Origin of the sequence: Pseudomonas sp. WS 5027, from assembly GCF_012985695.1 — a bacterium.
In the GTDB taxonomy this organism is placed as follows: Bacteria; Pseudomonadota; Gammaproteobacteria; order Pseudomonadales; family Pseudomonadaceae; genus Aquipseudomonas; species Aquipseudomonas hygromyciniae.
In genome coordinates, this window is sequence record NZ_JAAQWU010000001.1 from 98,973 (window position 1) to 122,777 (window position 23,805).

Annotated in this window: 21 protein-coding genes; 12 read left to right on the forward strand and 9 right to left on the reverse strand. The window is 58.4% G+C overall.

Translation table 11 applies throughout. The annotated features are described in order from the left end of the window. The first annotated feature begins 21 nt into the window (after nucleotides 1-21). Nucleotides 22-1,395: a Trk system potassium transporter TrkA gene (gene trkA, locus HBO09_RS00485; protein WP_029290222.1), complete on the forward strand. Its 1,374-nt coding sequence runs from the start codon at nucleotides 22-24 to the stop codon at nucleotides 1,393-1,395. Nucleotides 1,396-1,413: 18 nt separating this feature from the next. After that, nucleotides 1,414-1,725 carry a hypothetical protein gene (locus HBO09_RS00490; RefSeq protein WP_169990806.1) on the forward strand — a complete coding sequence of 104 codons (312 nt, stop codon included), beginning with the start codon at nucleotides 1,414-1,416 and terminating at the stop codon, nucleotides 1,723-1,725. Nucleotides 1,726-1,860: 135 nt separating this feature from the next. On the opposite strand, the gene HBO09_RS00495 is transcribed toward HBO09_RS00490, so the two are convergent. Then, nucleotides 1,861-2,748 carry a lysophospholipid acyltransferase gene (locus HBO09_RS00495; protein ID WP_169990807.1) on the reverse strand — a complete coding sequence of 296 codons (888 nt, stop codon included), beginning with the start codon at nucleotides 2,746-2,748 and terminating at the stop codon, nucleotides 1,861-1,863. A gap of 40 nt (nucleotides 2,749-2,788) precedes the next feature. Next, nucleotides 2,789-3,346, reverse strand: a complete 558-nt coding sequence (gene tag, locus HBO09_RS00500; RefSeq protein WP_169990809.1) for a DNA-3-methyladenine glycosylase I — start codon at nucleotides 3,344-3,346, stop codon at nucleotides 2,789-2,791. 81 nt (nucleotides 3,347-3,427) lie between these two features. Here tag and glyQ point away from each other — a divergent pair, with 81 nt between their 5' ends. The 4 genes from glyQ (at nucleotide 3,428) to HBO09_RS00520 (ending at nucleotide 7,824) form a co-directional block, all read left to right on the forward strand. After that, a complete protein-coding gene (gene glyQ / locus HBO09_RS00505; protein ID WP_003213601.1) occupies nucleotides 3,428-4,381 on the forward strand; it encodes a glycine--tRNA ligase subunit alpha in 954 nt (317 codons plus the stop codon). Beyond that, nucleotides 4,378-6,432, forward strand: coding sequence for a glycine--tRNA ligase subunit beta (gene glyS / locus HBO09_RS00510; protein ID WP_169990811.1), 2,055 nt, complete (start codon nucleotides 4,378-4,380; stop codon nucleotides 6,430-6,432). The genes glyQ and glyS overlap by 4 nt, the downstream gene beginning before the upstream one ends. Next, nucleotides 6,432-6,971 carry a D-glycero-beta-D-manno-heptose 1,7-bisphosphate 7-phosphatase gene (gene gmhB / locus HBO09_RS00515; protein ID WP_169991572.1) on the forward strand — a complete coding sequence of 180 codons (540 nt, stop codon included), beginning with the start codon at nucleotides 6,432-6,434 and terminating at the stop codon, nucleotides 6,969-6,971. Before glyS ends, gmhB begins: the two co-directional genes overlap by 1 nt. Before the next feature lie 82 nt (nucleotides 6,972-7,053). Then, the gene (locus HBO09_RS00520) at nucleotides 7,054-7,824 is read left to right on the forward strand and encodes a lysophospholipid acyltransferase family protein (RefSeq protein ID WP_169990813.1); all 771 of its coding nucleotides are present in this window, start codon (nucleotides 7,054-7,056) and stop codon (nucleotides 7,822-7,824) included. Nucleotides 7,825-7,993: 169 nt separating this feature from the next. Here HBO09_RS00520 and HBO09_RS00525 read toward each other — a convergent pair whose 3' ends face one another. The 3 genes from HBO09_RS00525 to HBO09_RS00535 all read right to left on the reverse strand — a co-directional run bounded on the left by HBO09_RS00525 (nucleotide 7,994) and on the right by HBO09_RS00535 (nucleotide 11,947). After that, nucleotides 7,994-10,297 (reverse strand): CHASE2 domain-containing protein, encoded by a 2,304-nt coding sequence (locus tag HBO09_RS00525; RefSeq protein WP_169990815.1) that lies wholly within the window; start codon nucleotides 10,295-10,297, stop codon nucleotides 7,994-7,996. An 18-nt stretch (nucleotides 10,298-10,315) separates the two neighbouring features. Further along, nucleotides 10,316-11,305: a FecR domain-containing protein gene (locus HBO09_RS00530; protein WP_169990817.1), complete on the reverse strand. Its 990-nt coding sequence runs from the start codon at nucleotides 11,303-11,305 to the stop codon at nucleotides 10,316-10,318. A gap of 369 nt (nucleotides 11,306-11,674) precedes the next feature. After that, nucleotides 11,675-11,947 (reverse strand): hypothetical protein, encoded by a 273-nt coding sequence (locus tag HBO09_RS00535; protein WP_169990820.1) that lies wholly within the window; start codon nucleotides 11,945-11,947, stop codon nucleotides 11,675-11,677. A gap of 199 nt (nucleotides 11,948-12,146) precedes the next feature. Between HBO09_RS00535 and HBO09_RS00540 the strand changes: the two genes are divergently transcribed. After that, the gene (locus HBO09_RS00540; RefSeq protein ID WP_169990822.1) at nucleotides 12,147-12,866 is read left to right on the forward strand and encodes a response regulator transcription factor; all 720 of its coding nucleotides are present in this window, start codon (nucleotides 12,147-12,149) and stop codon (nucleotides 12,864-12,866) included. Nucleotides 12,867-12,953: 87 nt separating this feature from the next. Here the strand turns inward: HBO09_RS00540 and gyrB are convergent, their stop codons facing one another. Genes gyrB through dnaA form a run of 4 tightly spaced genes read right to left on the reverse strand, consistent with a single transcriptional unit; the run spans nucleotide 12,954 to nucleotide 19,163 of the window. Further along, nucleotides 12,954-15,371 carry a DNA topoisomerase (ATP-hydrolyzing) subunit B gene (gene gyrB / locus HBO09_RS00545; protein ID WP_032857164.1) on the reverse strand — a complete coding sequence of 806 codons (2,418 nt, stop codon included), beginning with the start codon at nucleotides 15,369-15,371 and terminating at the stop codon, nucleotides 12,954-12,956. Between the two features lie 4 nt (nucleotides 15,372-15,375). Next, nucleotides 15,376-16,479 (reverse strand): DNA replication/repair protein RecF, encoded by a 1,104-nt coding sequence (gene recF / locus HBO09_RS00550; RefSeq protein ID WP_169990825.1) that lies wholly within the window; start codon nucleotides 16,477-16,479, stop codon nucleotides 15,376-15,378. Nucleotides 16,480-16,499: 20 nt separating this feature from the next. Beyond that, on the reverse strand, nucleotides 16,500-17,603 hold the full coding sequence (gene dnaN / locus HBO09_RS00555) for a DNA polymerase III subunit beta (protein ID WP_057439291.1): 1,104 nt from the start codon (nucleotides 17,601-17,603) through the stop codon (nucleotides 16,500-16,502). Between the two features lie 39 nt (nucleotides 17,604-17,642). Continuing rightward, complete coding sequence (gene dnaA, locus HBO09_RS00560) at nucleotides 17,643-19,163, reverse strand: chromosomal replication initiator protein DnaA (RefSeq protein WP_169990827.1); 1,521 nt, start codon at nucleotides 19,161-19,163, stop codon at nucleotides 17,643-17,645. Nucleotides 19,164-19,748: 585 nt separating this feature from the next. Here dnaA and rpmH point away from each other — a divergent pair. The 5 genes from rpmH (at nucleotide 19,749) to mnmE (ending at nucleotide 23,677) form a co-directional block, all read left to right on the forward strand. Then, nucleotides 19,749-19,883 carry a 50S ribosomal protein L34 gene (gene rpmH, locus HBO09_RS00565; protein WP_003213577.1) on the forward strand — a complete coding sequence of 45 codons (135 nt, stop codon included), beginning with the start codon at nucleotides 19,749-19,751 and terminating at the stop codon, nucleotides 19,881-19,883. A 16-nt stretch (nucleotides 19,884-19,899) separates the two neighbouring features. Continuing rightward, the gene (rnpA, locus tag HBO09_RS00570; protein WP_308936377.1) at nucleotides 19,900-20,304 is read left to right on the forward strand and encodes a ribonuclease P protein component; all 405 of its coding nucleotides are present in this window, start codon (nucleotides 19,900-19,902) and stop codon (nucleotides 20,302-20,304) included. Further along, nucleotides 20,297-20,542, forward strand: a complete 246-nt coding sequence (gene yidD / locus HBO09_RS00575; RefSeq protein ID WP_010465488.1) for a membrane protein insertion efficiency factor YidD — start codon at nucleotides 20,297-20,299, stop codon at nucleotides 20,540-20,542. Before rnpA ends, yidD begins: the two co-directional genes overlap by 8 nt. Nucleotides 20,543-20,544: 2 nt before the next feature. Continuing rightward, nucleotides 20,545-22,227: a membrane protein insertase YidC gene (yidC, locus tag HBO09_RS00580; protein WP_169990829.1), complete on the forward strand. Its 1,683-nt coding sequence runs from the start codon at nucleotides 20,545-20,547 to the stop codon at nucleotides 22,225-22,227. Nucleotides 22,228-22,306: 79 nt separating this feature from the next. Beyond that, entirely contained in the window at nucleotides 22,307-23,677 is a 1,371-nt protein-coding gene (gene mnmE, locus HBO09_RS00585) for a tRNA uridine-5-carboxymethylaminomethyl(34) synthesis GTPase MnmE (RefSeq protein WP_169990831.1), read from the forward strand. Nucleotides 23,678-23,805 lie beyond the last annotated feature (128 nt).

Here is a 23,805-nt window from a genome sequence, read left to right on the forward strand (position 1 = left end):
GGTTTTTAAGGGAGTGACCGGATGAAGATCATCATCCTTGGCGCAGGGCAGGTCGGCGGTACGCTGGCCGAGCATTTGGCCAGTGAAGCCAACGACATTACCGTGGTCGACACCGACGCCGAACGCCTGCGCGGCCTGGGCGATCGCCTGGATATCCGTACGGTCCAGGGCCGTGCCTCGTTCCCCACCGTGCTGCGTCAGGCCGGCGCCGACGACGCCGATATGCTGGTGGCGGTGACCAATAGCGACGAGACCAATATGGTCGCCTGCCAGGTCGCCCACACCCTGTTCCACACCCCGACCAAGATCGCCCGAGTGCGTGAAGCGGCCTACCTGACCCGCGCCGGCCTGTTCGACAACGACGCGATTCCGGTGGACGTGCTGATCAGCCCGGAGCAGGTGGTCACCCACTACATCAAGCGCCTGATCGAAATCCCCGGTGCACTGCAGGTGATCGACTTCGCCGAAGGCAAGGCGCAACTGGTGGCGGTCAAGGCCTACTACGGCGGGCCGCTGGTGGGCCAGCAACTGCGCCAGTTGCGTGAACATATGCCGAATGTGGAAACCCGCGTGGCCGCGATTTTCCGCCGCGACCGGCCAATCCTGCCTCAAGGCGACACGGTGATCGAAGCCGACGACGAAGTATTCTTCATCGCCGCCAAGGCCAACATCCGTGCAGTGATGAGCGAAATGCGCCGGCTCGACGAGAGCTACAAACGCATCGTCATCGCCGGCGGCGGGCAGATCGGCGAGCGCCTGGCCGAGGCCATCGAAAGCCGCTATCAGGTGAAGATCATTGAGATGAGCCCGGCACGCTGCCGGCATTTGTCCGACACCCTCGACAGCACCGTCGTACTGCAAGGCAGCGCTTCGGATCGTGACCTGCTGATGGAAGAGAACATCGCCGACGCCGATATCTTCCTGGCCCTGACCAACGACGACGAGGCCAATATCATGTCGTCGCTGCTGGCCAAGCGGCTGGGGGCGAAGAAGGTGATGACCATCATCAACAACCCCGCCTATGTGGACCTGATCCAGGGCGGCGATATCGACATTGCCATCAGCCCGCAATTGGCCACCATCGGCACCTTGCTGGCCCACGTGCGGCGCGGCGATATCGTCAGCGTGCACTCATTGCGCCGGGGCGCGGCGGAAGCCATCGAGGCGATTGCCCACGGGGACTCCAAGTCGAGCAAGGTGATTGGCCGGGCGATTCGCGATATTGGCTTGCCACCGGGCACCACCATTGGCGCGATCATTCGGGATGAAGAAGTGATCATCGCCCACGACGACACGGTGATCGCTACTGGCGACCATGTGATTCTGTTCCTGGTGGATAAAAAACATATCCGCGATGTGGAGAAGTTGTTCCACGTGGGGTTGAGCTTTTTCTGATCTGACGGAGAGACCGACATGCTCGAATCCCTGGAAAAAATGCTCGCCAAGGGTGTGGATAACTCGCTGCTGCGCTTTGGCTTGGGCAAGGGTTATCTGGACTTGAAGGACAATGCCAAGGCCGCCGAGCATCTAGGCAAGTGCGTCGGGTTTGATCCGAAGTATTCGGCGGCGTGGAAGTTGTTGGGCAAGGCGCATGCAGGTTTGGGTGATCACGCTGCAGCGCGACAGGCGTGGGAGCAGGGGATTGCAGCGGCCCAGGCCCATGGCGACAAGCAGGCCGAAAAAGAGATGACGGTGTTCCTGAAGAAACTCGACCGCCAGGCTTAACCGGAACCAAAAATGTGGGAGCGGGCTTGCTCGCGAATGCGGTGTATCAGCTACACATTCAGTGACTGAGACTCTGCATTCGCGAGCAAGCCCGCTCCCACATTGGTTTTGCATCGACCTTGAATCAGTCGCGAATCAGTACCAGCGCGCCTCGCCCGGCGGGCGTTTCTTGAAGCGCTTCATGCTCCACATGTACTGGCTCGGGTAAGCGCCCACATAACGCTCCACCACCTTGCTCATCGCCGCACAGGACGTGGCCGTGTCGGTGCTGTACATGTCCTCGGGCGCCGCTTCCAGGATCACTTTGTAACCCGAGCCATCCGGCAGCCGCAGGGCATGCAGGAACACGCCCACCGCCTTATGGCCGGCGAGCATGTTCGGCACGAACTTGCTGGTCAGCGCCTGGGTAGCGAAGAACGGTACGAAGATCCCGGCCGACTCCGCCGGCTCCGGGTCAGCGGGAATCCCCACCTGGCCGCCCTTGCGCACTTCCTTGATGACACTGAGGATGCCTTCCTTGGTGGACGCCGCCACCCGGTTGCCCAACTGCACGCGTTGCTTGCGCAGCAGGTCATCCACCGCCTTGAGCTTGGGCGGGCGGTAGAAAATGATCGGTTTGCACTGGCTGCAATAGAAGTGATTCAACACTTCCCAGTTGCCCAGGTGGCTGGTGATGCCGACCACGCCTTTACCCGAGGCCAGGGCTTGCTGCAGCACTTCCAGACCTTCGACTTCGCGCACCAGGTCGATGGAACGCTGGGCCGGCCAGATCCAGGCGCAGGCGCTTTCGGTCAGGGACTTGCCGATGTCCATCAGGCTTTGGCCGACCAGGCGCTCACGCTCGACCGGGTCCATGTCGGGGAAACACTTGGAGAGGTTGATCCGCACCGTATCGCGGGAGCGGTTGGGGGTTTTCCACATGATCCAGCCAATGGCTGAACCTACGGCTTGCACGGCGCGCCAGGGCAGCAGGGCAAACAATCGCAGAGCGCCTACCAGCAAGGCGCCTTTTAACTTTTCCACAAGTCACTCCTGATCGTGTGTGGTGCGCAAAGCCGCCATTCTACCCGGCGTTGACCAAGTCCGCGTAACGGTCGCAGTCCTGGGTGTGGTCCATGACCATGCCCGAGGCCTGCATGAAGGCGTAGCAGATGGTCGGCCCGACGAACGTGAAGCCGGCTTTCTTGAGGGCTTTGCTCATGGCTTCGGCCTCTGGCGTAATCGCCGGGACCTGGCTGCGATCCTTGAAATGATTGACCTTGGGCACGCCGCCGACAAAGGACCAGAGCAACCCCACCGGGTCCTCCAGCGCCAGCCAGGCTGCGGCGTTGCGCCGGGTGGCATTGAGTTTCAAGCGGTTGCGCACGATGCCAGGGTCGAGCATCAACTGCTCAATCTCGGCATCGCTCAACTGCGCCAGGCGCTGGGGATCAAAACCGAACAAGACCTTTCGATAATGCTCGCGTTTGCGTAAAACGGTGATCCAGGACAGGCCCGCCTGGAACCCTTCGAGCAAAAGCAACTCGAACAAACCCTGCGCATCGCGCAGCGGCGTTCCCCACTCTTGATCGTGATAAGCCATGTACAGCGGATCTTCAGAACACCAAAAGCAGCGTGGCATAAGGCTCCAGGGAGTGGTGGCGGGGCCGAATCGGGTATACTCCCGCCCTTTAAATCGCAGCCCAAGTAACAGGTGAATTTTGTGAGCCAGCCTACGCCAGCCGTGCGTACCTTCCAAGACTTGATCCTCGCCCTCCAGCAATACTGGGCCGAGCAAGGTTGTGTGGTACTTCAGCCCTACGATATGGAAGTAGGCGCCGGCACTTTCCACACCGCAACATTCCTGCGGGCCATCGGCCCGGAAACCTGGAACGCCGCTTATGTGCAGCCCAGTCGTCGCCCGACTGACGGCCGCTACGGCGAAAACCCCAACCGTCTGCAGCACTACTATCAGTTCCAGGTAGTCCTCAAGCCAAACCCGGACAACTTCCAGGAGCTGTACCTGGGCTCGCTGAAACATGTCGGCCTGGACCCGCTGGTCCACGATATCCGTTTCGTCGAAGACAACTGGGAATCCCCAACCCTGGGCGCCTGGGGCCTGGGCTGGGAAGTCTGGCTCAACGGCATGGAAGTGACGCAGTTCACTTACTTCCAGCAAGCGGGCGGCATCGAGTGCTACCCAGTGACCGGCGAGATCACCTACGGCCTGGAACGCCTGGCCATGTACCTGCAGGGCGTGGACTCGGTCTACGACCTGGTATGGGCTGACGGCCCGTTCGGCAAAGTGACTTATGGTGATGTGTTCCACCAGAACGAAGTGGAGCAGTCGACCTACAACTTCGAACACGCCAACGTCGAGAAACTGTTCGAGCTGTTCGACTTCTACGAAAGCGAAGCCAAGCGCCTGATCGAACTGGATCAACCGCTGCCGTTGCCGAGCTACGAAATGGTCCTGAAGGCATCCCACACCTTCAACCTGCTGGACGCCCGCCGTGCCATCTCGGTAACTGCGCGCCAGCAATACATCCTGCGTGTACGCACCCTGGCGCGCTCCGTCGCCCAAGCCTACCTGCTGGCTCGCGCCAAGCTGGGCTTCCCGATGGCAACCCCGGATCTGCGTGATGAAGTGTTGGCTAAGCTGGAGGCTGCACAATGAGTGCTCAAGATTTCCTGGTTGAACTGGGCACCGAAGAGCTGCCACCCAAGGCCCTGAACACCCTGGCCGACGCATTTTTGGCCGGTATCGAAAAAGGCCTGCAGACTGCCGGCCTGAAGTTTGAAGCCAAGAAGGTCTACGCCGCGCCACGTCGCCTGGCGGTGTTGCTGACCGCGCTGGAAACCCAGCAGCCGGATCGCAACATCAACCTCGACGGCCCGCCACGCCAGGCCGCTTTCGATGCCGAAGGCAACCCGACTCAAGCGGCCCTTGGTTTTGCCAAGAAGTGCGGCGTCGAGCTGAGCGAGATCGACCAGAGCGGCCCGAAACTGCGCTTCAACCAGGTCATCAAGGGCAAGCCGACCGCCAGCCTGCTGCCGACCATCGTTGAAGACTCCCTGAACGACCTGCCGATCCCCAAGCGCATGCGCTGGGGGGCACGCAAGGAAGAGTTCGTCCGTCCGACCCAATGGTTGGTAATGCTGCTCGGTGATCAAGTCATCGATTGCACCATCCTCGCCCAGAAGGCTGGTCGTGATTCCCGTGGGCACCGCTTCCACCATCCAGAAGCCGTACGCATCACCTCGCCAGCGAACTATGCCGCCGATCTGCGTGCAGCTTATGTGCTGGCCGATGCCAATGAGCGTCGCGAGCTGATCAGCAAGCGCACCGAAGAGCTGGCCCGTTTGCAGGAAGGCACCGCCATCGTGCCGCCAAGCCTGCTCGACGAAGTAACCGCGCTGGTCGAGTGGCCGGTGCCGCTGGTGTGCTCGTTCGAAGAGCGCTTCCTGGATGTGCCGCAAGAAGCCCTGATCACCACCATGCAGGACAACCAGAAGTATTTCTGCCTGCTGGATGTGGACGGCAAGTTGCTGCCGCGTTTCATTACCGTGGCCAACATCGAGAGCAAGGACCCGCAGCAGATCATCGCCGGTAACGAAAAAGTCGTGCGCCCGCGCCTGACCGACGCCGAGTTCTTCTTCAAGCAAGACAAGAAGCAGAAGCTCGAAGACTTCAACCTGCGCCTGCAGAACGTGGTGTTCCAAGAGAAGCTTGGCAGCGTCTACGACAAGGCTGTGCGGGTTTCCAAGCTGGCGGCCTACATCGCGCCACGCATTGGCGGCGATGCTGCCTTGGCCGCTCGCGCGGGCCTGTTGTGCAAATGCGACCTGGCCACCGAGATGGTCGGCGAGTTCCCGGAAATGCAAGGTGTTGCCGGTTACTACTACGCGCTCAATGACGGCGAGCCTGAAGACGTCGCCCTGGCATTGAACGAGCAGTACATGCCGCGCGGTGCTGGCGCCGAGCTGCCGACCACCCTGACCGGCGCGGCCGTAGCGATCGCTGACAAGCTGGACACCCTGGTCGGTATCTTCGGTATCGGCATGTTGCCCACCGGCAGCAAAGACCCCTATGCCCTGCGCCGTGCCGCCCTGGGCGTGCTGCGCATCCTGATCGACAAGAAGCTGGACCTCGACCTGACCCAGGCCGTGGTGTTTGCAGTGGGTCAGTTCGGCGCCAAGGTCAAGCAAGCCGGCCTGGCCGAGCAAGTGCTGGAGTTCGTGTTCGACCGCCTGCGTGCGCGCTACGAAGACGAAGGCGTGGACGTTTCCGTCTACCTGTCGGTGCGTGCCCTGCAACCGGGTTCGGCACTGGACTTCGACCAGCGTGTGCAAGCCGTACAGGCCTTCCGCAAGCTGCCGGAAGCCGATGCATTGGCCGCCGTGAACAAGCGTGTGTCGAACCTGCTGAGCAAGGCCGAAGGCCTGGGCAATACCGAGGTCGATCCTGGCCTGTTTGCCGATGCCAAGGAGTTCTCGCTGAACTCGGCCATCGCCAAGGCAGAAAACGCAGTGAAGCCGCTGATCGCCGAACGCAACTACGCCGAAGCACTGGCGCGCCTGGCCACCTTGCGTGAACCGGTGGATGCGTTCTTCGAAGCGGTGATGATCAATGCCGAAGATGCCGGCGTGCGGAAAAACCGCTACGCCATGCTGGCGCGCCTGCGCGGCTTGTTCGTCAATATCGCTGACATTTCGACGCTGAGCTGATCATGTTGAAACTGCTGATTCTCGATCGGGACGGGGTAATCAACTACGACTCCGACGCTTACATCAAGTCGGTAGAGGAGTGGATCCCGCTGCCCGGCTCGATCGAGGCCATCGTGCAGTTGAGCAAGGCCGGCTGGACGGTAGCCATTGCTACTAACCAGTCCGGCATCGCCCGCGGCTACTACAACATCGCCACCCTGGACGCCATGCACGCGCGCCTGCGCGCGTTGGTGGCAGAGCAGGGCGGTGAGGTGGGGCTGGTGGTGTACTGCCCCCACGGGCCTGACGAGGGCTGCGATTGCCGCAAACCCAAGCCTGGCATGTTGAAAATCATTTCAGAACATTACAAGGTGCCCCTGGCTGGGATATGGTTCGTCGGGGACAGTCTCGGTGACCTGGAGGCGGCCAAAGCCGTCGACTCTCAGCCAGTTTTGGTAAAGACCGGGAAAGGCGAAAAGACCCAGGCGAAAAACCTGCCGGTTGGCACCTTGATTTTTGACGATCTGGCGGCGGTTGCCGCAGAACTTATCAACAACTAGTCGCCCTCGACTTCCTGACCAAGGATTGTTCGGGAGTGCACTTTTAACAGGCGGGCGTTGTCCCGCAACGGTAAATGCTGCCATGTCGATTTTGCAGGCCATCAGAACCTTCTTCTTTTACCTGCTGCTGGGCACCAGTTCGTTTCTCTGGTGCACCCTGAGCTTTTTTATTGCGCCTTTTTTGCCATTCAAGGCGCGCTATCGCTTTATCAATGTCTATTGGTGCCGCTGCGCGTTGTGGCTGACCAAGGTGTTCCTGGGTATCCGTTTCGAGGTCAAGGGCGCCGATAATGTCCCGGACCAGCCGTGCGTGATCCTGTCGAACCACCAGAGCACCTGGGAAACCTTCTTTCTTTCTGCGTATTTCTCGCCCCTGAGCCAGGTGCTCAAGCGTGAGCTGCTGTTCGTACCGTTCTTTGGCTGGGCCATGGCCATGCTGCGCCCGATTGCCATCGACCGCGACAACCCCAAGGCCGCGCTCAAGCATGTGGCCAAGAAAGGTGACGAGTTGCTCAAGGACGGCGTTTGGGTACTGATCTTCCCTGAAGGCACCCGCGTCCCCTTTGGCACTGTAGGCAAGTTCTCCCGTGGCGGTACGGCATTGGCGGTCAACGCCAATCTGCCCGTGCTGCCGATTGCCCACAATGCTGGCAAGTTCTGGCCCAAGGAAGGCTGGGCCAAGCGCAAGGGCACCATCACTGTGGTGATCGGCGAGCCGATGTATGCCGAAGGAGAAGGGCCACGTGCAATTGCCGCGCTCAATGACCGCGCTGCAGCCTGGAATGAAGCGCAGCAACGGGCCATGGGTTCGCTGCCGCCACTGCCGGTTGCCGAAGACCGTGCGGTGACCTGACGTTCTGTGGATAACCTGTGTACGGTTTGTTGGCAAAATGCAGTTTTTGGCTTGTAGGCTTATGATTTAATTACATATTTCTTAAGCTAATAAAACACCGAAAAACGTGCATAAGTTTTTTCGACCGTTGAAGACCGGCCATTGCGGCCGGTTTTTTATGCACAGCGGTTTACTCTTCCCACATCGGCAACTGCAGGCTGAAAACCGTGCCTTGCCCGACCACACTCGCACACTCGATCCGCCCCCCGTGGCGGTCCATCACCGCCTTGACCATGGTCAGGCCCAGCCCAAGGCCTTCGCTGCCCTGGGCCGAAGCAAAACGTCGGTATTGGTTGAACAGTTCAGGCAGCTCCTGGGCCGCGATGCCGGGGCCCTGGTCCTGAATATGACAGGCCAACCATTGACCGTTACGTTCGAGACGCACCGTAACCGTGGTACCGGATGGGCTGTACTTGATCGCATTCTCCATAAGGTTGAACAAGGCACGAGTCAGCAGTGATTGATCTGCCAGGACCATGTCCTCACCCGCCTCGTCCAGGTCGTGGACCAATTGGATCTTTTTCAGTTGGGCCAGCAGCGCTACCTGGTCAAACGCATCGAGCACCAGCATGGCAAACAGGCTGGGCTCAAATTGGTAACCGTCGGACTCGGCCTTGGCCAATTGAACGAACGACTCAGTCAAACTCAGTGCCCGCCGCACTTGCTGTTCGATCTGGGTAAATACCTGCCAGACGTCCGAAGCCTCATGCCGTTGCACATCCAGCAACGCCAGAATGGCCGAGTGGGGCGCCCGCAGATCATGGGAGAGAAACCGCAGCAGGGTTTCTCGTTGCTGCTGGGCATCACGTTCGATACTCAGGTCAGTCAGGCTCAACAGCCAACCCAACGCTACATCACCGTCGGCCGGTAACAACGGAGCCAATTCCAGGCGCAGGCTGCGTTGCTGGGTGTCGCGGAACTCGACGATTTCCAAGGCTGACAACGGTGTACTGACCTCGCCTTGCAGGGGCGGGTAGCCCAATGCCGCCAGTTGCTGCAGCAGGTTCTCCGCAATCAGTTCGTTGCCAAACACATCACGGGCGATGCGATTGGCCAGCAGGATCTCGCCCGTGGGATCGGTAATCAGCGTAGCGACCGGCAGGCACTCCAGGCCATCGGCCATAAAACGCCGGGTATCGCGGGTACGGCTGACCGCTTGCTCCAGGGCCACGATTCGGCCCTGCAACACGTCACCCTTGCTGACGGCGGCACGACGGCGTTCCGGCAGCACCTTGGGTTCACTGTCGAGGCGCGCCAACTCCCAGCCGAAATAGGCCAGGATTACGCTCAGGCGACGCCAGTTCCAGATCAGGTAGCCCAGCAACATGCCGATCAATGTGGCTGCTGGCGACCACCAGAGACCCAGGCGCAACAAGCCCCAGGAAGCGAGGAGGGCGCCCCCCATACAACCCAGGCTCAGCCATAGCGCATAGCGCGGACGCAACAGCAACAGACCCAGCAGCAATGCCACCTGGGAGGTGGAAAACAGCGTGGCCAGCCAGCCAGGCAACACTGTAATGCTGCGCCCTTGCAGCAGGCCGTTGAGGATATTGGCCTGGATCTCGACACCCGGGGTGGTACCGACGCTGGCCGAAAGCGGCGTCACATAGCGATCGCCCATGCCCGGCGCGGTGGCTCCCACCAGGATGATCCGATCACGCAACAATTGGGCGGGGACTTCACCGCGCAGGACGCTGACATAGGGCACGCTGGGAAAGCCATTATCGGCGGCGATAAACGGAATGCGGATGGCGTTGTCCCGTTGCCAATCGGTTGCTTCAAAAGACGCTGAAAGCCCTGGCATATCGGCGTGTTGCCCGGTCAGCTCGAAGGCCAGCCACGCCAACTGCGGGACCATTTGCCCTGGCGGCCCTTCCCGCAGGTAGAGACTGCGCACAATACCGTCGCTGTCAGCTTCCACGTTGATATGACCCACTGCCCTGGCACAATCGCGCAGTGGCGGCACGGGGAGAATTTGCGTGAGGGGTTGCCCCAGGCGCGGTGTGCCTTCGCGAATCAACGGCAGGAGCACGTTGCCGGCATTGCAGATCGCCTGGGCCAGGCGCTGATCGTTGGCCGGCTCGCGCGCCGGTTCGCTGAAGATCACATCAAGCAGGATCCCGGCAGGTTTGGCGGCACTCAACTGGTCGATCAGGTCGGCATGCAAGCGCCGCGACCAGGGCCATTGGCCAAGCTCCCTGAGACTCATGTCATCAATGCTCACCAACAGAATGCGCGGGTCCACCGGCAACGGCGCCATGCGCCGCAAGCTGTCGTACAACAGGTTATTCAGGGACAGGCCAGGGCTCAGCGACAGCAAGGCCGTCATCGGCAGCAGTAGCAGGCTGATCCACAGCCATTCCCTGACCAGCCCATTGAACAGGCGCTGGGCCTGGCTCGGCTGACGCTGTTCAGCCCGGCGCCACCACTTCATCGTCCAAACGCCGCGGTGCTACTGCACACGGGTGGCAGGTGGGTAATAGAAGATGTCATAAGTGCCTGTTTCCCCTTCCAGTCCCTGGTCATCGAAGGCCGACACGCGAACGTGATAGAACGAGGCCTTGAGTCCAGTGAAGCTCAAGCGCGGCTCACTGGAGAAGTTTTCCTGCTTGATATTCATGAAGGTTTTATCGGTAGCCACCTGGGCGCGGTAGCGTTGAGCCCCCGGTTGCGGGTGCAGGAACAATGTCCAGACCGGCGCATCGCCTTTCTGGCCGTCCTGGCCCATCAGGCGCGGGGCAGGCAGCAAGTCGACCGTCTTCAACTCGCCCTGTGGCTTGAGCAGCACCCCTTGTCGAGCACCAACCTTCAACTCACCTTCTACCGGGCCCGTCTGCGGTTTTTTCTTCAGCTGTTTGCCCTGCGGTTGCGACTCGCTGCGGCTGGCGGCCACCTGGCCGTTGAGCACTTCGACAACCGATTGCTGATCATCGTTACGCACACGGAAGTGCGTACCGCGTACGCCGAGTACGCCCACCGGGGTCACGATCTGAAAACGGTCATAGTCGCTGGCACGCTTGAGTACGTAGGCTTCCACTTGCCCTTGTTGCAGGATCACCTGAGGGATCGCCTGTTCTTCCACCAGGTGCAAACGCACCTCGGAGCTGGAGGGCAGGACAATCCGCGAACCATCACCTAGCAACAAGCTGACAAAGGCCGATGGCGAGGTTTTTACGCTTTCCTGCTCATCAATCAGCATGCCTTCTTCCAACACACTGGGGCGCCCCTTGGCATCGAGCTTCCAGGCTTCACCGTTCAGGTGCTGGACGACTGCCGGCAACGGCTGTGCACGGCACATCAGGTTGTCATCTACGTAGGGCGCACGCACTGGGGCAGGCTTGGCTAGAACTTGGGAACTGTTGATCACAAGCGCCAGGGCCAGGCTTGAACCGAATAGTGAGGAAAGGCAATTGCGGCGAGGAAAGAGGGTCATGGCGCTCATCAAGGTTCTAGTTCTAAAGGTCCGTCAGACTGCACATTCAGAAAGCGTCTTGCGGCGGCAGGACCTTGAATCTCGCCTACGATACCCGATGACGCATCGAACTCGATAGCCGGAGTGGCAGGGATGAGCCGCTAGAAAAGGTGACACATCCCTGTGTCTGCCGGATCGACGAGGCCGAACCGGATGTACATCGAAGAAATACTGTCCCTCACATCCCTCCGACAGCAGCCCGTAGCGTACTGCGGACTACAGATGATACGTCCGTGTATCGAGAGCGCTTCCCGCGCACGCCCTCCATGTGTCACTCAGCGAAAGAGAATTTACCTACAAGAGTGGTGCATAGGGGCGCAGCGCTACATTTGTTCAGATTTAGAAGATCCACCGTTGGTCCTGATCAAGCACGCTACCGTGTTGAAAGGCCTGTGGGGCATCAATTTCCCTGAGTCCAGCGGCGTAACCGAGGCCGTCTACGGATTCGGCGTACACCGACGTTTCGTTAAGAGGTGCCAGCGCGGGACTACACGCATCCACCATCTCCGTGCCAAAAACTGTTGCCGCAACCAGCACTAACATCTTTCCCCACACTCTGACCTTCTGCACGAGACTCACCTGTCCCGACAGCGCATAAAACCTGATTGCCATTGATCCTTTTCCTGAGGGGCTTGAGCCGGTATCTTTCCAGTTGGGTACGCGATGTTTAACGGCCTTAGGGCTATTTGATATCAGCGTACCGAGAGATGCAGGGAGCTTGAGAAACTGACCATAATTGTTCAGATTCGACGGTGACCCCATACGCTCTCTTTAACCGCTGCAACACTCTTCAAAAAGAAAGGACCCTGCCATGCGTGTCGCGATACTGGATGACGAACCTGCCGAATTGCGGCGGGTGGAACAGACTCTGCGACAAATCCCAATTGCCTCGGAGCAGCCATGGACGCTGCATTGCTTCGAGCGTGGCGAAGACTTGCTGCGCCAACTGCGCCGAGAAACCTTCGACTTGCTGGTACTCGACTGGCAGTTGCCGGACCTGAGCGGTATCGCGATCCTGCGTTGGACCCGTGAGCACATGGAGGCGCCACCTCCCGTAATCATGCTTACCAGCCGCGACGCCGAGAGCGATATCGTCCTGGCCCTGAACAGCGGTGCAGATGACTATGTCAGCAAACCGTTTCGCCCCAACGAGCTGAAGGCACGGGTCAGTGCCGTCCTGCGCCGTCACGGCCTGCAGAAATCTGCTGCCTCGGAAGTGCTGGTTTTCAACGACCTGACTTTCGACGATGCCGAGCTGACCGTCAGCCGCGCCGGTGATCCCATCAACCTGACCGAAAGGGAATACCGCCTGGCACGCTGCCTGTTCGCCAACCTGGCCCGGCCGCTGTCACGGGAGTATCTCTATGAGCGGTTCTGGACCCATGAAGAAATGGTGTCTTCACGGCCCTTGGATACCCATATTTATCGGCTGCGAAACAAGCTTGGACTGACTCCGGAAAGGGGTTGGCAGTTGCTGACCATCTATGGTTATGGCTATCGCTTGGAGAGCGTGACGGCAGCTACCGCATAGCCGATGTTCCACGTGGAGCATTTAAAAAAGGGTAATAAAAAAGGCCAACGTTAAAAACGTTGGCCTTTTTTGTTCGCAAATGCGTTATCAGAAGTCCAGGTTGGACACTGCCAAGGCATTGCTCTCGATAAAGTCACGACGTGGCTCGACCGCATCACCCATCAGGGTGTTGAAGATCTGGTCCGCGCCAATGGCGTCTTCGATGGTCACACGCAGCATGCGACGCTGCGCTGGATCCATGGTGGTTTCCCACAGCTGATCCGGGTTCATTTCGCCCAGACCTTTGTATCGCTGGATGGTGTGGCGCTTGGTGCTTTCTGCCATCAACCAGTCCAGTGCTTCCTTGAACTCCTTGACCTGCTTCTTGCGTTCGCCACGCTGAATATAAGCGCCGTCGTCCAGCAGGGTGCTCAGTTGCGCACCCAGGGTAACCACAGTCTTGTAGTCGTTGCTGCCGAAGAAGTCGCGGTTGAACGTGACGTAGTTCGACAGGCCGTGGGAGATCAGTTCGACCTCTGGCAGCCAAACGTTACGTTCACGGTCTTCACGCAGGCTGGCTTTGTAAACCAGGCCAGACTTTTCAACGGTGCGCAGGCGTACTTCGTACTGGGCCAGCCAATCCTGCATCGCTGCATGATCGCCCAACTGCTCCAGGCTGACGGCCGGGAGGTAGATGAAGTGCTCGGTCAGTTCCTGAGGGTACAGGCGCGACAAACGCTTGAGGGTCTTCATCACCATGCGGAAGTCGTTTACCAGACGCTCCAGCGCCTCACCGGAGATCCCTGGGGCTTCATCGTTCAAGTGCAGGCTGGCATCTTCCAGGGCCGACTGCGTCATGTACTCTTCCATGGCGTCGTCGTCTTTGATGTATTGCTCTTGCTTGCCCTTTTTCACTTTGTACAACGGTGGCTGGGCAATGTAGATATAGCCGCGCTCGATCAGCTCCGGCAACTGACGGAAGAAGAAGGTCAGCAGCAGGGTACGGATGTGCGAACCGTCGACGTCAGCATCGGTCATGATGATGATGTTGTGGTAGCGCAGCTTGTCGATGTTGTACTCGTCGCGACCAATGCCACAGCCCAGGGCGGTGATCAAGGTGCCGACTTCCTGGGAGGAAATCATCTTGTCGAAACGGGCTTTCTCGACGTTGAGGATCTTACCCTTCAACGGCAGGATCGCCTGGGTGCGACGGTTACGACCCTGCTTGGCGGAACCGCCAGCAGAGTCCCCTTCCACCAGGTACAGTTCGGAGAGGGCAGGGTCCTTCTCCTGGCAGTCCGCCAGTTTGCCCGGCAAGCCAGCGATATCCAGCGCACCTTTACGGCGAGTCATTTCACGGGCTTTACGCGCCGCTTCACGAGCCCGTGCCGCATCGATCATCTTGCCGACAACCAACTTGGCTTCGTTAGGGTTTTCCAACAGGAAGTCGGAGAAATACTTGCCCATTTCCTGTTCAACAGCGGTCTTCACTTCAGAAGAAACCAGCTTGTCTTTGGTCTGGGAGCTGAACTTCGGATCCGGAACCTTGACCGAAATAATCGCAGTCAGGCCTTCACGGGCATCGTCACCGGTGGTGGCGACTTTATGCTTCTTGGCCAGACCTTCGGCTTCGATGTAGGTGTTCAGGTTACGTGTCAGTGCCGAACGGAAACCCACCAGGTGAGTACCACCGTCGCGCTGAGGAATGTTGTTGGTGAAGCACAACAGGTTCTCGTTGAAGCTGTCGTTCCACTGCAGGGCGATTTCCACACCGATGCCGTCTTCACGCTGGATGTTGAAGTGGAACACCTGGTTGACCGCAGTCTTGTTGGTGTTCAGGTATTCAACGAACGCACGCAGGCCACCTTCGTACTTGAACAGTTCTTCCTTGCCGCTGCGTTCGTCCTTGAGGACGATACCCACACCGGAGTTGAGGAACGAAAGTTCACGAATCCGCTTGGCCAGGATGTCCCAGCTGAAGTGGATATTCTTGAAGGTGTCAGCCGAAGGCTTGAAGTGAATCTGGGTGCCGGTGGTTTCGCTGTCACCAACGATCGCCATGGGTGCCTGAGGTACACCATGCACGTAGGTCTGTTCCCAGATCTTGCCACTGCGGCGCACAGTCAGGATCAGTTCTTCCGACAGGGCGTTTACCACCGACACACCTACACCGTGCAAACCGCCGGAGACTTTATAGGAGTTGTCGTCGAACTTACCGCCGGCGTGGAGCACGGTCATGATGACCTCTGCCGCCGATACGCCTTCTTCTTTATGCACATCTACCGGAATGCCGCGACCGTTGTCGCGCACGGTGATGGATTCATCCGGGTGGATGATGATGCTGATGTCGTCGCAATGGCCGGCGAGAGCTTCGTCGATGGAGTTGTCGACCACCTCGAACACCATGTGGTGCAGACCGCTACCATCATCGGTGTCGCCAATGTACATACCGGGACGTTTGCGTACGGCATCCAAACCTTTCAGCACTTTAATGCTGGTCGAGTCGTACGTGTTTTCTTCGCTCATGCCTTCACTCCCGATGGTCGTGGGTCTGGGTGATACGGCCTTGTTCCACGTGGAACAAAGCGACTGGCGTTTCCGTCTGCCAGCCTTCCCTCAATAATTCGTGGTCTACACAGGTAATAAATACCTGGCAGCGTAAGTCTTCCAACAAGCGGCATAGCGCGCGGCGGTGTTGCTCGTCCAGTTCGGACGGCAAATCATCCACCAGATAAATACATTGACCGCGCCGGGCTTGGCTAACCAAGTGCCCCTGGGCGATACGCAGCGCGCAGACCACTAACTTCTGCTGACCACGGGACAAGATATCCGCTGCGTTATGTGCCCCTAATCTAAGGCGCAAATCAGCGCGTTGCGGTCCTGCCTGGGTGTGGCCAATTTGCTGATCCCGTTGCAAAGAGGTGGCGAGTACTGCACTCAAGTCACGCTCTTTGTCCCAACCACGGTAGTAGCTCAGCGTCAGCCCCTCGAGTTCTAGCAACTCACTCAAGGTCTGTTCAAAGACTGGTTTCAAGGCTTTGATATAGGCGCGGCGGTATTCATCTATTTCGTCGCTGGCCAGGCACAGTTCACGGTCCCAGGCCGCTTGCGAAGCGGCGTCAAGTGTACCATGCCGCAGCCATGAGTTCCGCTGCCGCAGGGCCTTCTGCAGGCGCTGCCAAGTGGCCATGAACCTCGGTTCCACGTGGAACACTCCCCAATCGAGGAACTGCCGACGGATTTTTGGTGCACCTTCCAACAAGCGAAAGCTGTCGGGGTTGATCAATTGCAGTGGCAGAATTTCCGCCAGTTGCGCCGCACTGCGCGCATTCTGCCCATCGATACGGATCTGGAACTCCCCCTGGCGATCACGAGATATCCCCAGGCTGCTGTGCCCGCCTTGCGCCAGTTCAACTTGGCCAAATACGGTGCACGCCAATTGCTCGTACTGAATCACCGGTAGCAGGCGGGCGCTGCGAAAGGAACGAGCCAGGCCCAGCAAGTGAATGGCTTCCAGCACGCTGGTTTTGCCACTGCCGTTGGCGCCGTGGAGGATATTGATGCGGGGGGAGGGGGAGAAGGTCACCGGGTGCAGATTGCGCACCGCGGTGACCGAGACGCGACTGAGGGACATCTAGCTTCTGCTGAACATGATTACAGGCGCATCGGCATAACAACGTAAGCCGAGTCGTCGTTATCGGATTCTTGCACCAGGGCGCTGCTGTTGGAGTCCGAGAGGATCAAACGCACCTGCTCGGTAGTCATCACACCCAGCACGTCCAGCAGGTAGCTCACGTTGAAGCCAATTTCCAGGGAACCGCCGTTGTAGTCGACGCCCACTTCTTCTTCCGCTTCTTCCTGTTCCGGGTTGTTGGCCTGGATTTTCAGCTGGCCGTTGGCCAATTGCAGGCGAATACCCCGGTACTTTTCGTTGGAAAGAATCGCGGTACGGCTGAACGCTTCACGCAGGGCCTGACGATCACCGATCACCAGTTTGTCGCCACCTTTGGGCAGCACGCGCTCGTAATCCGGGAACTTGCCGTCTACCAGCTTGGAAGTGAAGGTGAACTCACCAGTGGTAGCACGGATGTGATGCTGGCCCAGGACGATGCTGACGTTACCGTCCGGCTCGGTGAGCAGACGCGCGAGCTCCAGGATACCTTTGCGCGGCACGATCACCTGATGACGATCCGGCTGGCCGATATCAGCCTTCATCGAGCACATAGCCAAGCGGTGACCATCAGTGGCCACGGCACGAATGATGCCTTCGGAGACTTCCAGCAGCATACCGTTGAGGTAGTAGCGCACATCCTGCTGGGCCATGGCGAAGCTGGTGCGTTCGATCAAACGACGCAGGCGGCTTTGCTCCAGGCTGCAGGTCAGCGAACCCGGGCCTTCTTCCACAGTCGGGAAGTCGTTGGCCGGCAAGGTCGACAGAGTGAAACGACTGCGCCCGGCCTTGACCACCAACTTCTGCTCATCGACCTTGATGTCTATCAGTGCGTCGTTGGGCAGGCTTTTGCAGATGTCCATCAGCTTGCGCGCAGGCACGGTGATCTCACCGGGCTCGGCGGGTTCTTCCAGCTGTACACGACCAACCAGTTCGACTTCCAGGTCGGTACCGGTCAACGACAGCTGCTGGCCTTCAACAACCAACAGTACGTTGGAAAGTACCGGCAAGGTCTGTCGGCGCTCGACGACGCCTGCGACCAGTTGCAGGGGTTTCAACAGGGCTTCGCGTTGAATGGTGAAATGCATGGTCTAGTCCCTTGCCTTAATAAGCTGCGCTGGTGTTCATCAAGTTGTCAGTGTACGCAGCAGGTTCTTGTAGTCCTCGCGAATATCCGCGTCGGATTCCTTAAGCTCATTGATCTTGCGGCACGCGTGCAAGACCGTGGTGTGGTCGCGACCACCAAATACATCGCCGATTTCCGGCAGGCTGTGGTTGGTCAGCTCCTTGGAGAGCGCCATGGCCACCTGACGCGGACGCGCTACCGAGCGCGAGCGGCGCTTGGACAGCAGGTCGGAAATCTTGATCTTGTAGTACTCGGCCACGGTGCGCTGAATGTTATCCACACTCACCAGCTTGTCTTGCAACGCCAGCAGGTCCTTGAGGGATTCGCGAATCAACTCGATAGTGATATCGCGGCCCATGAAGTGCGAGTGAGCGATGACACGCTTGAGCGCGCCTTCGAGCTCACGCACGTTGGAGCGAATGCGCTGGGCGATGAAGAATGCAGCGTCGTGAGGCAGATCGACTTTCGCCTGGTCGGCCTTTTTCATCAGGATCGCAACCCGGGTTTCCAGTTCCGGCGGCTCTACCGCAACGGTCAGGCCCCAACCGAAGCGCGATTTGAGGCGTTCTTCCAGGCCCTCGATTTCCTTGGGGTAGCGATCGCTGGTGAGGATGACCTGCTGGCCACCTTCAAGCAGGGCGTTGAACGTGTGGAAAAACTCTTCCTGAGAACGTTCCTTGCGCGCGAAGAATTGAATGTCATCGATCAGCAGCGCATCGACGGAGCGATAGAAGCGCTTGAATTCGTTGATCGCATTGAGTTGCAACGCCTTGACCATGTCGGCCACGAAGCGCTCCGAGTGCAGGTACACAACCTTGGCATTCGGGTTCTTCTTTAATAGATGGTTACCCACAGCGTGCATCAAGTGCGTCTTACCCAAGCCAACGCCGCCATAAAGGAAGAGCGGGTTGTAACCATGCTTGGGGTTGTCGGCCACCTGCCAGGCCGCAGCGCGGGCCAGCTGGTTGGATTTACCTTCGACGAAGTTTTCAAAGGTAAAGGTGCGGTTCAGGTAACTGGTGTGCTTGAGCGCACCTTCAACCTGGACCGTGCGCTGTTCGGCACGTACCGGCGCCTGCTGGGAGCTGGCGCCTGCCATCGGGTCGAAGCTGTCGCGGGATGGCTCTTCGCTTACTGGCGCGTTTTTCTGCGCGGCGGATTTCGTCGGCATAGACGCAGCAGGAGCCGGTGCATGATTGACCGGGGCCGCGGCAGCCTGGGCTTGCGACGCGGCGGCGGCAAGCGGCGCATTCGGTGCAGCACGAGGTACGGAGCTGCGTTTGCTGCCTATTAATAAGGAGAGCGCTGGAGCCATTCCATTGCCATGTTCGTCGAACAATTCGAGAACGCGGCTCAGGTACTTCTCGTTGACCCAGTCGAGAACAAAACGATTGGGTGCGTAGACACGCAACTCGTCGCCTTCGGCTTCGACCTGTAGTGGACGGATCCAGGTGTTGAATTGCTGGGCAGGCAGCTCATCGCGCAAAAGCTCCACGCACTGCTGCCAAAGTTCCACTGACACGGATATCCCCTAAGTTGAAAGCCGGTGAGGCAAAAACAGCCGCCATTGTAGCGGCGAGCGGCCCACTTATCCACATGTAGGTTGCTCACAGACCGCCAAGAATCAATGCCTTAACCGTAAAAAAGGCGACAAATGGTCTGTGCATAAGCTCTGTGGATAAGCGCCCCTAAGCTCGTTGTACAAGTGGGGTCGAAAGTCTGTGGGTAACTGGCCTGTGGATAAGTAGCCATTCCACACACAGCTTATCCGACAGTGCAGCACAGGCAGAGCACCGCTTCTCCCCCAAGTTGTCATTCTCTGTACAGCACGTGGAATATGGGCTTAAGGTAGTTATCCACAGATGATCGGCTCCCTAGCTTTTATAAGCTTTACAGAAAAGCTTTAAATAACTTCCTTCTTTATTTTTATATCTATGGCATTGCTCGTGAAAGCCGAACCTCACGGAATCGGTCCCAGGGCCTCCAGATATCTAATTGAAGGAATAGCTGGTTGGAAATTGACCTAGAGGCTTGCTTTCTCTAGAATCCCCGGTCTCTTAAAACGGGGGCCATTCCGGCCCGTTGTGGACGAACCAGGTAACACGCCATGAAACGTACTTTCCAACCAAGCACCATCAAACGCGCCCGTACCCACGGTTTCCGTGCTCGCATGGCTACCAAGAACGGCCGTGCTGTCCTGTCGCGTCGCCGCGCCAAAGGTCGTGCGCGTCTGGCAGTTTGATAATCCGGTACTGGTGGTGAGTCAGGACTTCAGTCGGGAAAAGCGTCTGCTAACCCCCCGGCACTTCAAGGCAGTCTTTGACTCCCCCACCGGCAAGGTTCCGGGGAAAAATCTCCTGCTCCTTGCGCGTAACAACGATCTGGATCACCCCCGTCTCGGGTTGGTGATCGGCAAGAAGAGCGTAAAGCTCTCCGTTGAGCGCAATCGCCTCAAGCGTCTGATGCGCGAATCGTTTCGCCTCCACCAGGAGACTCTGGTTGGTTGGGATATTGTTATCGTCGCGCGCAAAGGCTTGGGGGACGTAGAAAACCCCGAATTGATTCAGCATTTCGGCAAGCTCTGGAAACGTTTGGCTCGCACCAGCAAGCCGACCCCAGCAGTCAGCCCCGAAACTGTAGGGGTAGACAGCACTGATGCGTAAACTGGCCCTCGTTCCGATCCAGTTTTACCGTTATGCCATTAGTCCGCTGATGGCCAGCCACTGTCGTTTCTACCCCAGTTGTTCCTGCTACGCGTATGAAGCCATAGAAAATCATGGCCTTCTGCGCGGTGGCTGGTTGACCTTTCGTCGTTTAGGTCGCTGTCATCCGTGGAATCCCGGTGGTTATGACCCGGTTCCGCCTATCCCTACCTCCCGTTCTTCTTCGATGGCCGAGTAATCATGGATATTAAACGCACGATCCTGATCGTCGCCCTGGCAATCGTGTCCTACGTTATGGTTCTGAAATGGAACCAGGACTATGGCCAGGCTGCCCTGCCGACTCAGAATGTTGCTACCAATCAGTCTGCTCCTGCTATTGCAGATGCACCGTTGGGTAACAATGCTTCCGCCAGTGCCGATGTACCCAGCGCGAATGCCGATACCAGCACCCCTGTAGACAACGCGGTCATCACCAATAAAGACCTCATCCACGTCAAGACGGATGTGCTGGACTTGGCGATCGATCCACAGGGCGGCGATATTGCCCAGCTGAAATTGCCACTGTATCCACGTCGCCAAGACCATCCGGATGTTCCATTCCAGTTGTTCGATAACGGTGGCGAGCGTGTTTATCTGGCGCAAAGCGGCCTGACTGGCACTGATGGTCCTGATGCTCGTGCTACCGGTCGTCCGGTTTATTCGACCGAACAGAAGACTTATCAACTGGCTGATGGCCAAAACCAGTTGAACGTCGACCTGAAATTCAGTCACGACGGCGTCAATTACATCAAGCGCTTCAGCTTCACTCGCGGTTTGTACGATCTGAAAGTCACTTATCTGATCGACAACACCAGCGAAAAGGCCTGGACTGGCAACCTGTTTGCCCAGCTCAAGCGTGATGGCAGCTCCGATCCGTCTTCCAGCACTGCCACTGGCACCGCGACTTACCTGGGCGCTGCCCTGTGGACAAGTAACGAGCCGTACAAAAAAGTGTCGATGAAAGATATCGACAAGGGCGCGCTGAAAGAAACGGTGCAAGGTGGTTGGGTAGCCTGGCTGCAACACTACTTTGTAACTGCTTGGATCCCGAACAAAGGCGAAGCCAACCTGGTTCAGACCCGCAAGGACAACCAGGGCAACTACATCATCGGTTTTACTGGCCCGGCGTTGACCGTTGCTCCAGGTGCCAAGGCTGAAACCAGCGCTACTCTGTATGCCGGTCCAAAAAGCCAGGCAGTACTCAAGGAGTTATCCCCAGGTCTGGAACTGACTGTGGATTACGGCATCCTGTGGTTCATTGCCCAGCCAATCTTCTGGTTGCTGCAACATATCCACAGCATCGTCGGTAACTGGGGCTGGTCGATCATCTTCCTGACCATGCTGATCAAAGGGATTTTCTTCCCACTGTCAGCCGCCAGCTACAAGTCGATGGCCCGTATGCGTGCTGTTGCACCGAAACTGGCTGCCCTGAAAGAACAGCATGGCGACGATCGGCAGAAAATGTCGCAAGCCATGATGGAGCTGTACAAGAAAGAGAAGATCAACCCGTTGGGTGGATGCTTGCCGATTCTGGTACAGATGCCGGTGTTCCTGTCGCTGTACTGGGTACTCCTGGAAAGCGTGGAAATGCGCCAGGCGCCGTTCATGTTGTGGATAACTGACCTGTCGATCAAGGACCCGTTCTTTATCCTGCCGATCATCATGGGCGCGACCATGTTCATCCAGCAGCGTCTGAACCCGACACCTCCGGATCCGATGCAGGCCAAGGTGATGAAAATGATGCCAATCATCTTCACCTTCTTCTTCCTGTGGTTCCCGGCTGGTCTGGTTCTGTACTGGGTGGTCAACAACGTGTTGTCGATCTCTCAACAGTGGTACATCACACGTAAGATCGAAGCGGCTACCAAAAAAGCCGAGGCGTAACTTACTCTGTGGATAACCACTCAAGACGCCCCCTCGTGGGGCGTTTTGCATTCTGTCACTTTTGTCTGGGAAACCGCTGATGAGCGCTCCTCGTGAAACCATCGCTGCCGTCGCCACCGCTCAGGGCCGGGGCGGTGTCGGTATCGTTCGAATTTCCGGACCGCTGGCCGGCATTGCCGCCAAGGCTATCAGCGGGCGCGAGCTGAAGCCCCGGTATGCGCATTACGGGCCTTTTCTTGGTGAAGACCTCCAGGTGCTGGATGAAGGCGTGGCCCTATATTTCCCCGGGCCGAACTCGTTCACCGGCGAGGATGTGCTGGAACTGCAGGGCCATGGCGGCCCTATCGTGCTGGACATGTTGCTGCAGCGCTGCCTGCAATTGGGCTGCCGCCTGGCCCGGCCGGGTGAATTCAGCGAGCGGGCGTTCCTCAATGACAAGCTCGACCTGGCTCAGGCCGAGGCCATCGCCGACCTGATCGAGGCCAGTTCTGCACAGGCCGCACGCAATGCTCTGCGCTCGTTGCAGGGGGCATTTTCGCTGCGTGTGCATAACCTCACCGAGCAATTGATCAGTTTGCGTATCTATGTCGAGGCGGCAATTGATTTCCCGGAAGAAGAAATCGACTTTCTCGCCGATGGCCATGTCCTGGCCATGCTCGATAAAGTGCGGGACGAGTTATCCACAGTTTTGAAGGAAGCCGGGCAGGGGGCATTGCTGCGCGATGGCATGACGGTGGTGATTGCCGGCCGGCCCAACGCCGGCAAGTCCAGCTTGCTCAACGCACTGGCGGGGCGTGAAGCGGCCATTGTCACCGAGATTGCTGGTACCACCCGGGATATCCTGCGCGAACATATCCACATTGATGGCATGCCGCTGCACGTGGTTGATACCGCCGGTTTGCGTGATACCGATGACCAGGTGGAAAAAATCGGCGTGGAACGGGCGCTCAAGGCCATCGGTGAGGCGGATCGGGTGCTGTTGGTAGTGGATGCCACTGCGCCTGAGGCAGTTGATCCTTTTGCCCTGTGGCCAGAATTCCTCGAACAGCGGCCCGATCCGGCCAAAGTCACGCTGATTCGCAACAAGGCGGACCTCACTGGTGAGCCAATTGCCCTGGAGGTCAGCGACGATGGCCATGTCACCATCAGCCTCAGCGCCAAGTCTGCCGGCGATGGCCTGGAGCTGCTGCGCGATCATCTCAAGGCCTGCATGGGCTACGAACAGACCTCGGAAAGCAGCTTCAGTGCTCGCCGCAGGCATCTGGAAGCCCTGCGCCATGCGAGTGCGGCCCTTGAGCATGGCCGTGCGCAGTTGACCCTGGCAGGGGCTGGAGAGCTTTTGGCTGAGGATTTGCGCCAGGCACAGCAGCTTCTGGGGGAGATTACCGGGGCATTCAGTTCCGACGATCTGCTCGGCAGGATCTTTTCCAGTTTCTGCATCGGTAAATAACCCTTCGTTATTCACAGACAGGCCATTCGTGCCTGTCTGTTTTGTCCGTTCCAGGACACTCCCGCGCATTTTCTGACAGTAACCTTTCCCCGAGGTGGCCTTGCCGTGGGCGAAATTTGCCGCGGCTG

What these genes read in the sequence shown, in the direction of transcription:
- yidD (WP_010465488.1), top strand. Translation starts at nt 20,297, where the DNA reads ATGCGTAAACTGGCCCTCGTTCCGATCCAGTTTTACCGTTATGCCATT.
- glyS (WP_169990811.1), top strand. Translation starts at nt 4,378, where the DNA reads ATGAGTGCTCAAGATTTCCTGGTTGAACTGGGCACCGAAGAGCTGCCA.
- gyrB (WP_032857164.1), bottom strand. Translation starts at nt 15,371, where the DNA reads ATGAGCGAAGAAAACACGTACGACTCGACCAGCATTAAAGTGCTGAAA.
- recF (WP_169990825.1), bottom strand. Translation starts at nt 16,479, where the DNA reads ATGTCCCTCAGTCGCGTCTCGGTCACCGCGGTGCGCAATCTGCACCCG.
- tag (WP_169990809.1), bottom strand. Translation starts at nt 3,346, where the DNA reads ATGCCACGCTGCTTTTGGTGTTCTGAAGATCCGCTGTACATGGCTTAT.
- yidC (WP_169990829.1), top strand. Translation starts at nt 20,545, where the DNA reads ATGGATATTAAACGCACGATCCTGATCGTCGCCCTGGCAATCGTGTCC.
- HBO09_RS00535 (WP_169990820.1), bottom strand. Translation starts at nt 11,947, where the DNA reads ATGGCAATCAGGTTTTATGCGCTGTCGGGACAGGTGAGTCTCGTGCAG.
- HBO09_RS00530 (WP_169990817.1), bottom strand. Translation starts at nt 11,305, where the DNA reads ATGAGCGCCATGACCCTCTTTCCTCGCCGCAATTGCCTTTCCTCACTA.
- mnmE (WP_169990831.1), top strand. Translation starts at nt 22,307, where the DNA reads ATGAGCGCTCCTCGTGAAACCATCGCTGCCGTCGCCACCGCTCAGGGC.
- rpmH (WP_003213577.1), top strand. Translation starts at nt 19,749, where the DNA reads ATGAAACGTACTTTCCAACCAAGCACCATCAAACGCGCCCGTACCCAC.
- HBO09_RS00520 (WP_169990813.1), top strand. Translation starts at nt 7,054, where the DNA reads ATGTCGATTTTGCAGGCCATCAGAACCTTCTTCTTTTACCTGCTGCTG.
- trkA (WP_029290222.1), top strand. Translation starts at nt 22, where the DNA reads ATGAAGATCATCATCCTTGGCGCAGGGCAGGTCGGCGGTACGCTGGCC.
- HBO09_RS00525 (WP_169990815.1), bottom strand. Translation starts at nt 10,297, where the DNA reads ATGAAGTGGTGGCGCCGGGCTGAACAGCGTCAGCCGAGCCAGGCCCAG.
- HBO09_RS00490 (WP_169990806.1), top strand. Translation starts at nt 1,414, where the DNA reads ATGCTCGAATCCCTGGAAAAAATGCTCGCCAAGGGTGTGGATAACTCG.
- dnaN (WP_057439291.1), bottom strand. Translation starts at nt 17,603, where the DNA reads ATGCATTTCACCATTCAACGCGAAGCCCTGTTGAAACCCCTGCAACTG.
- HBO09_RS00540 (WP_169990822.1), top strand. Translation starts at nt 12,147, where the DNA reads ATGCGTGTCGCGATACTGGATGACGAACCTGCCGAATTGCGGCGGGTG.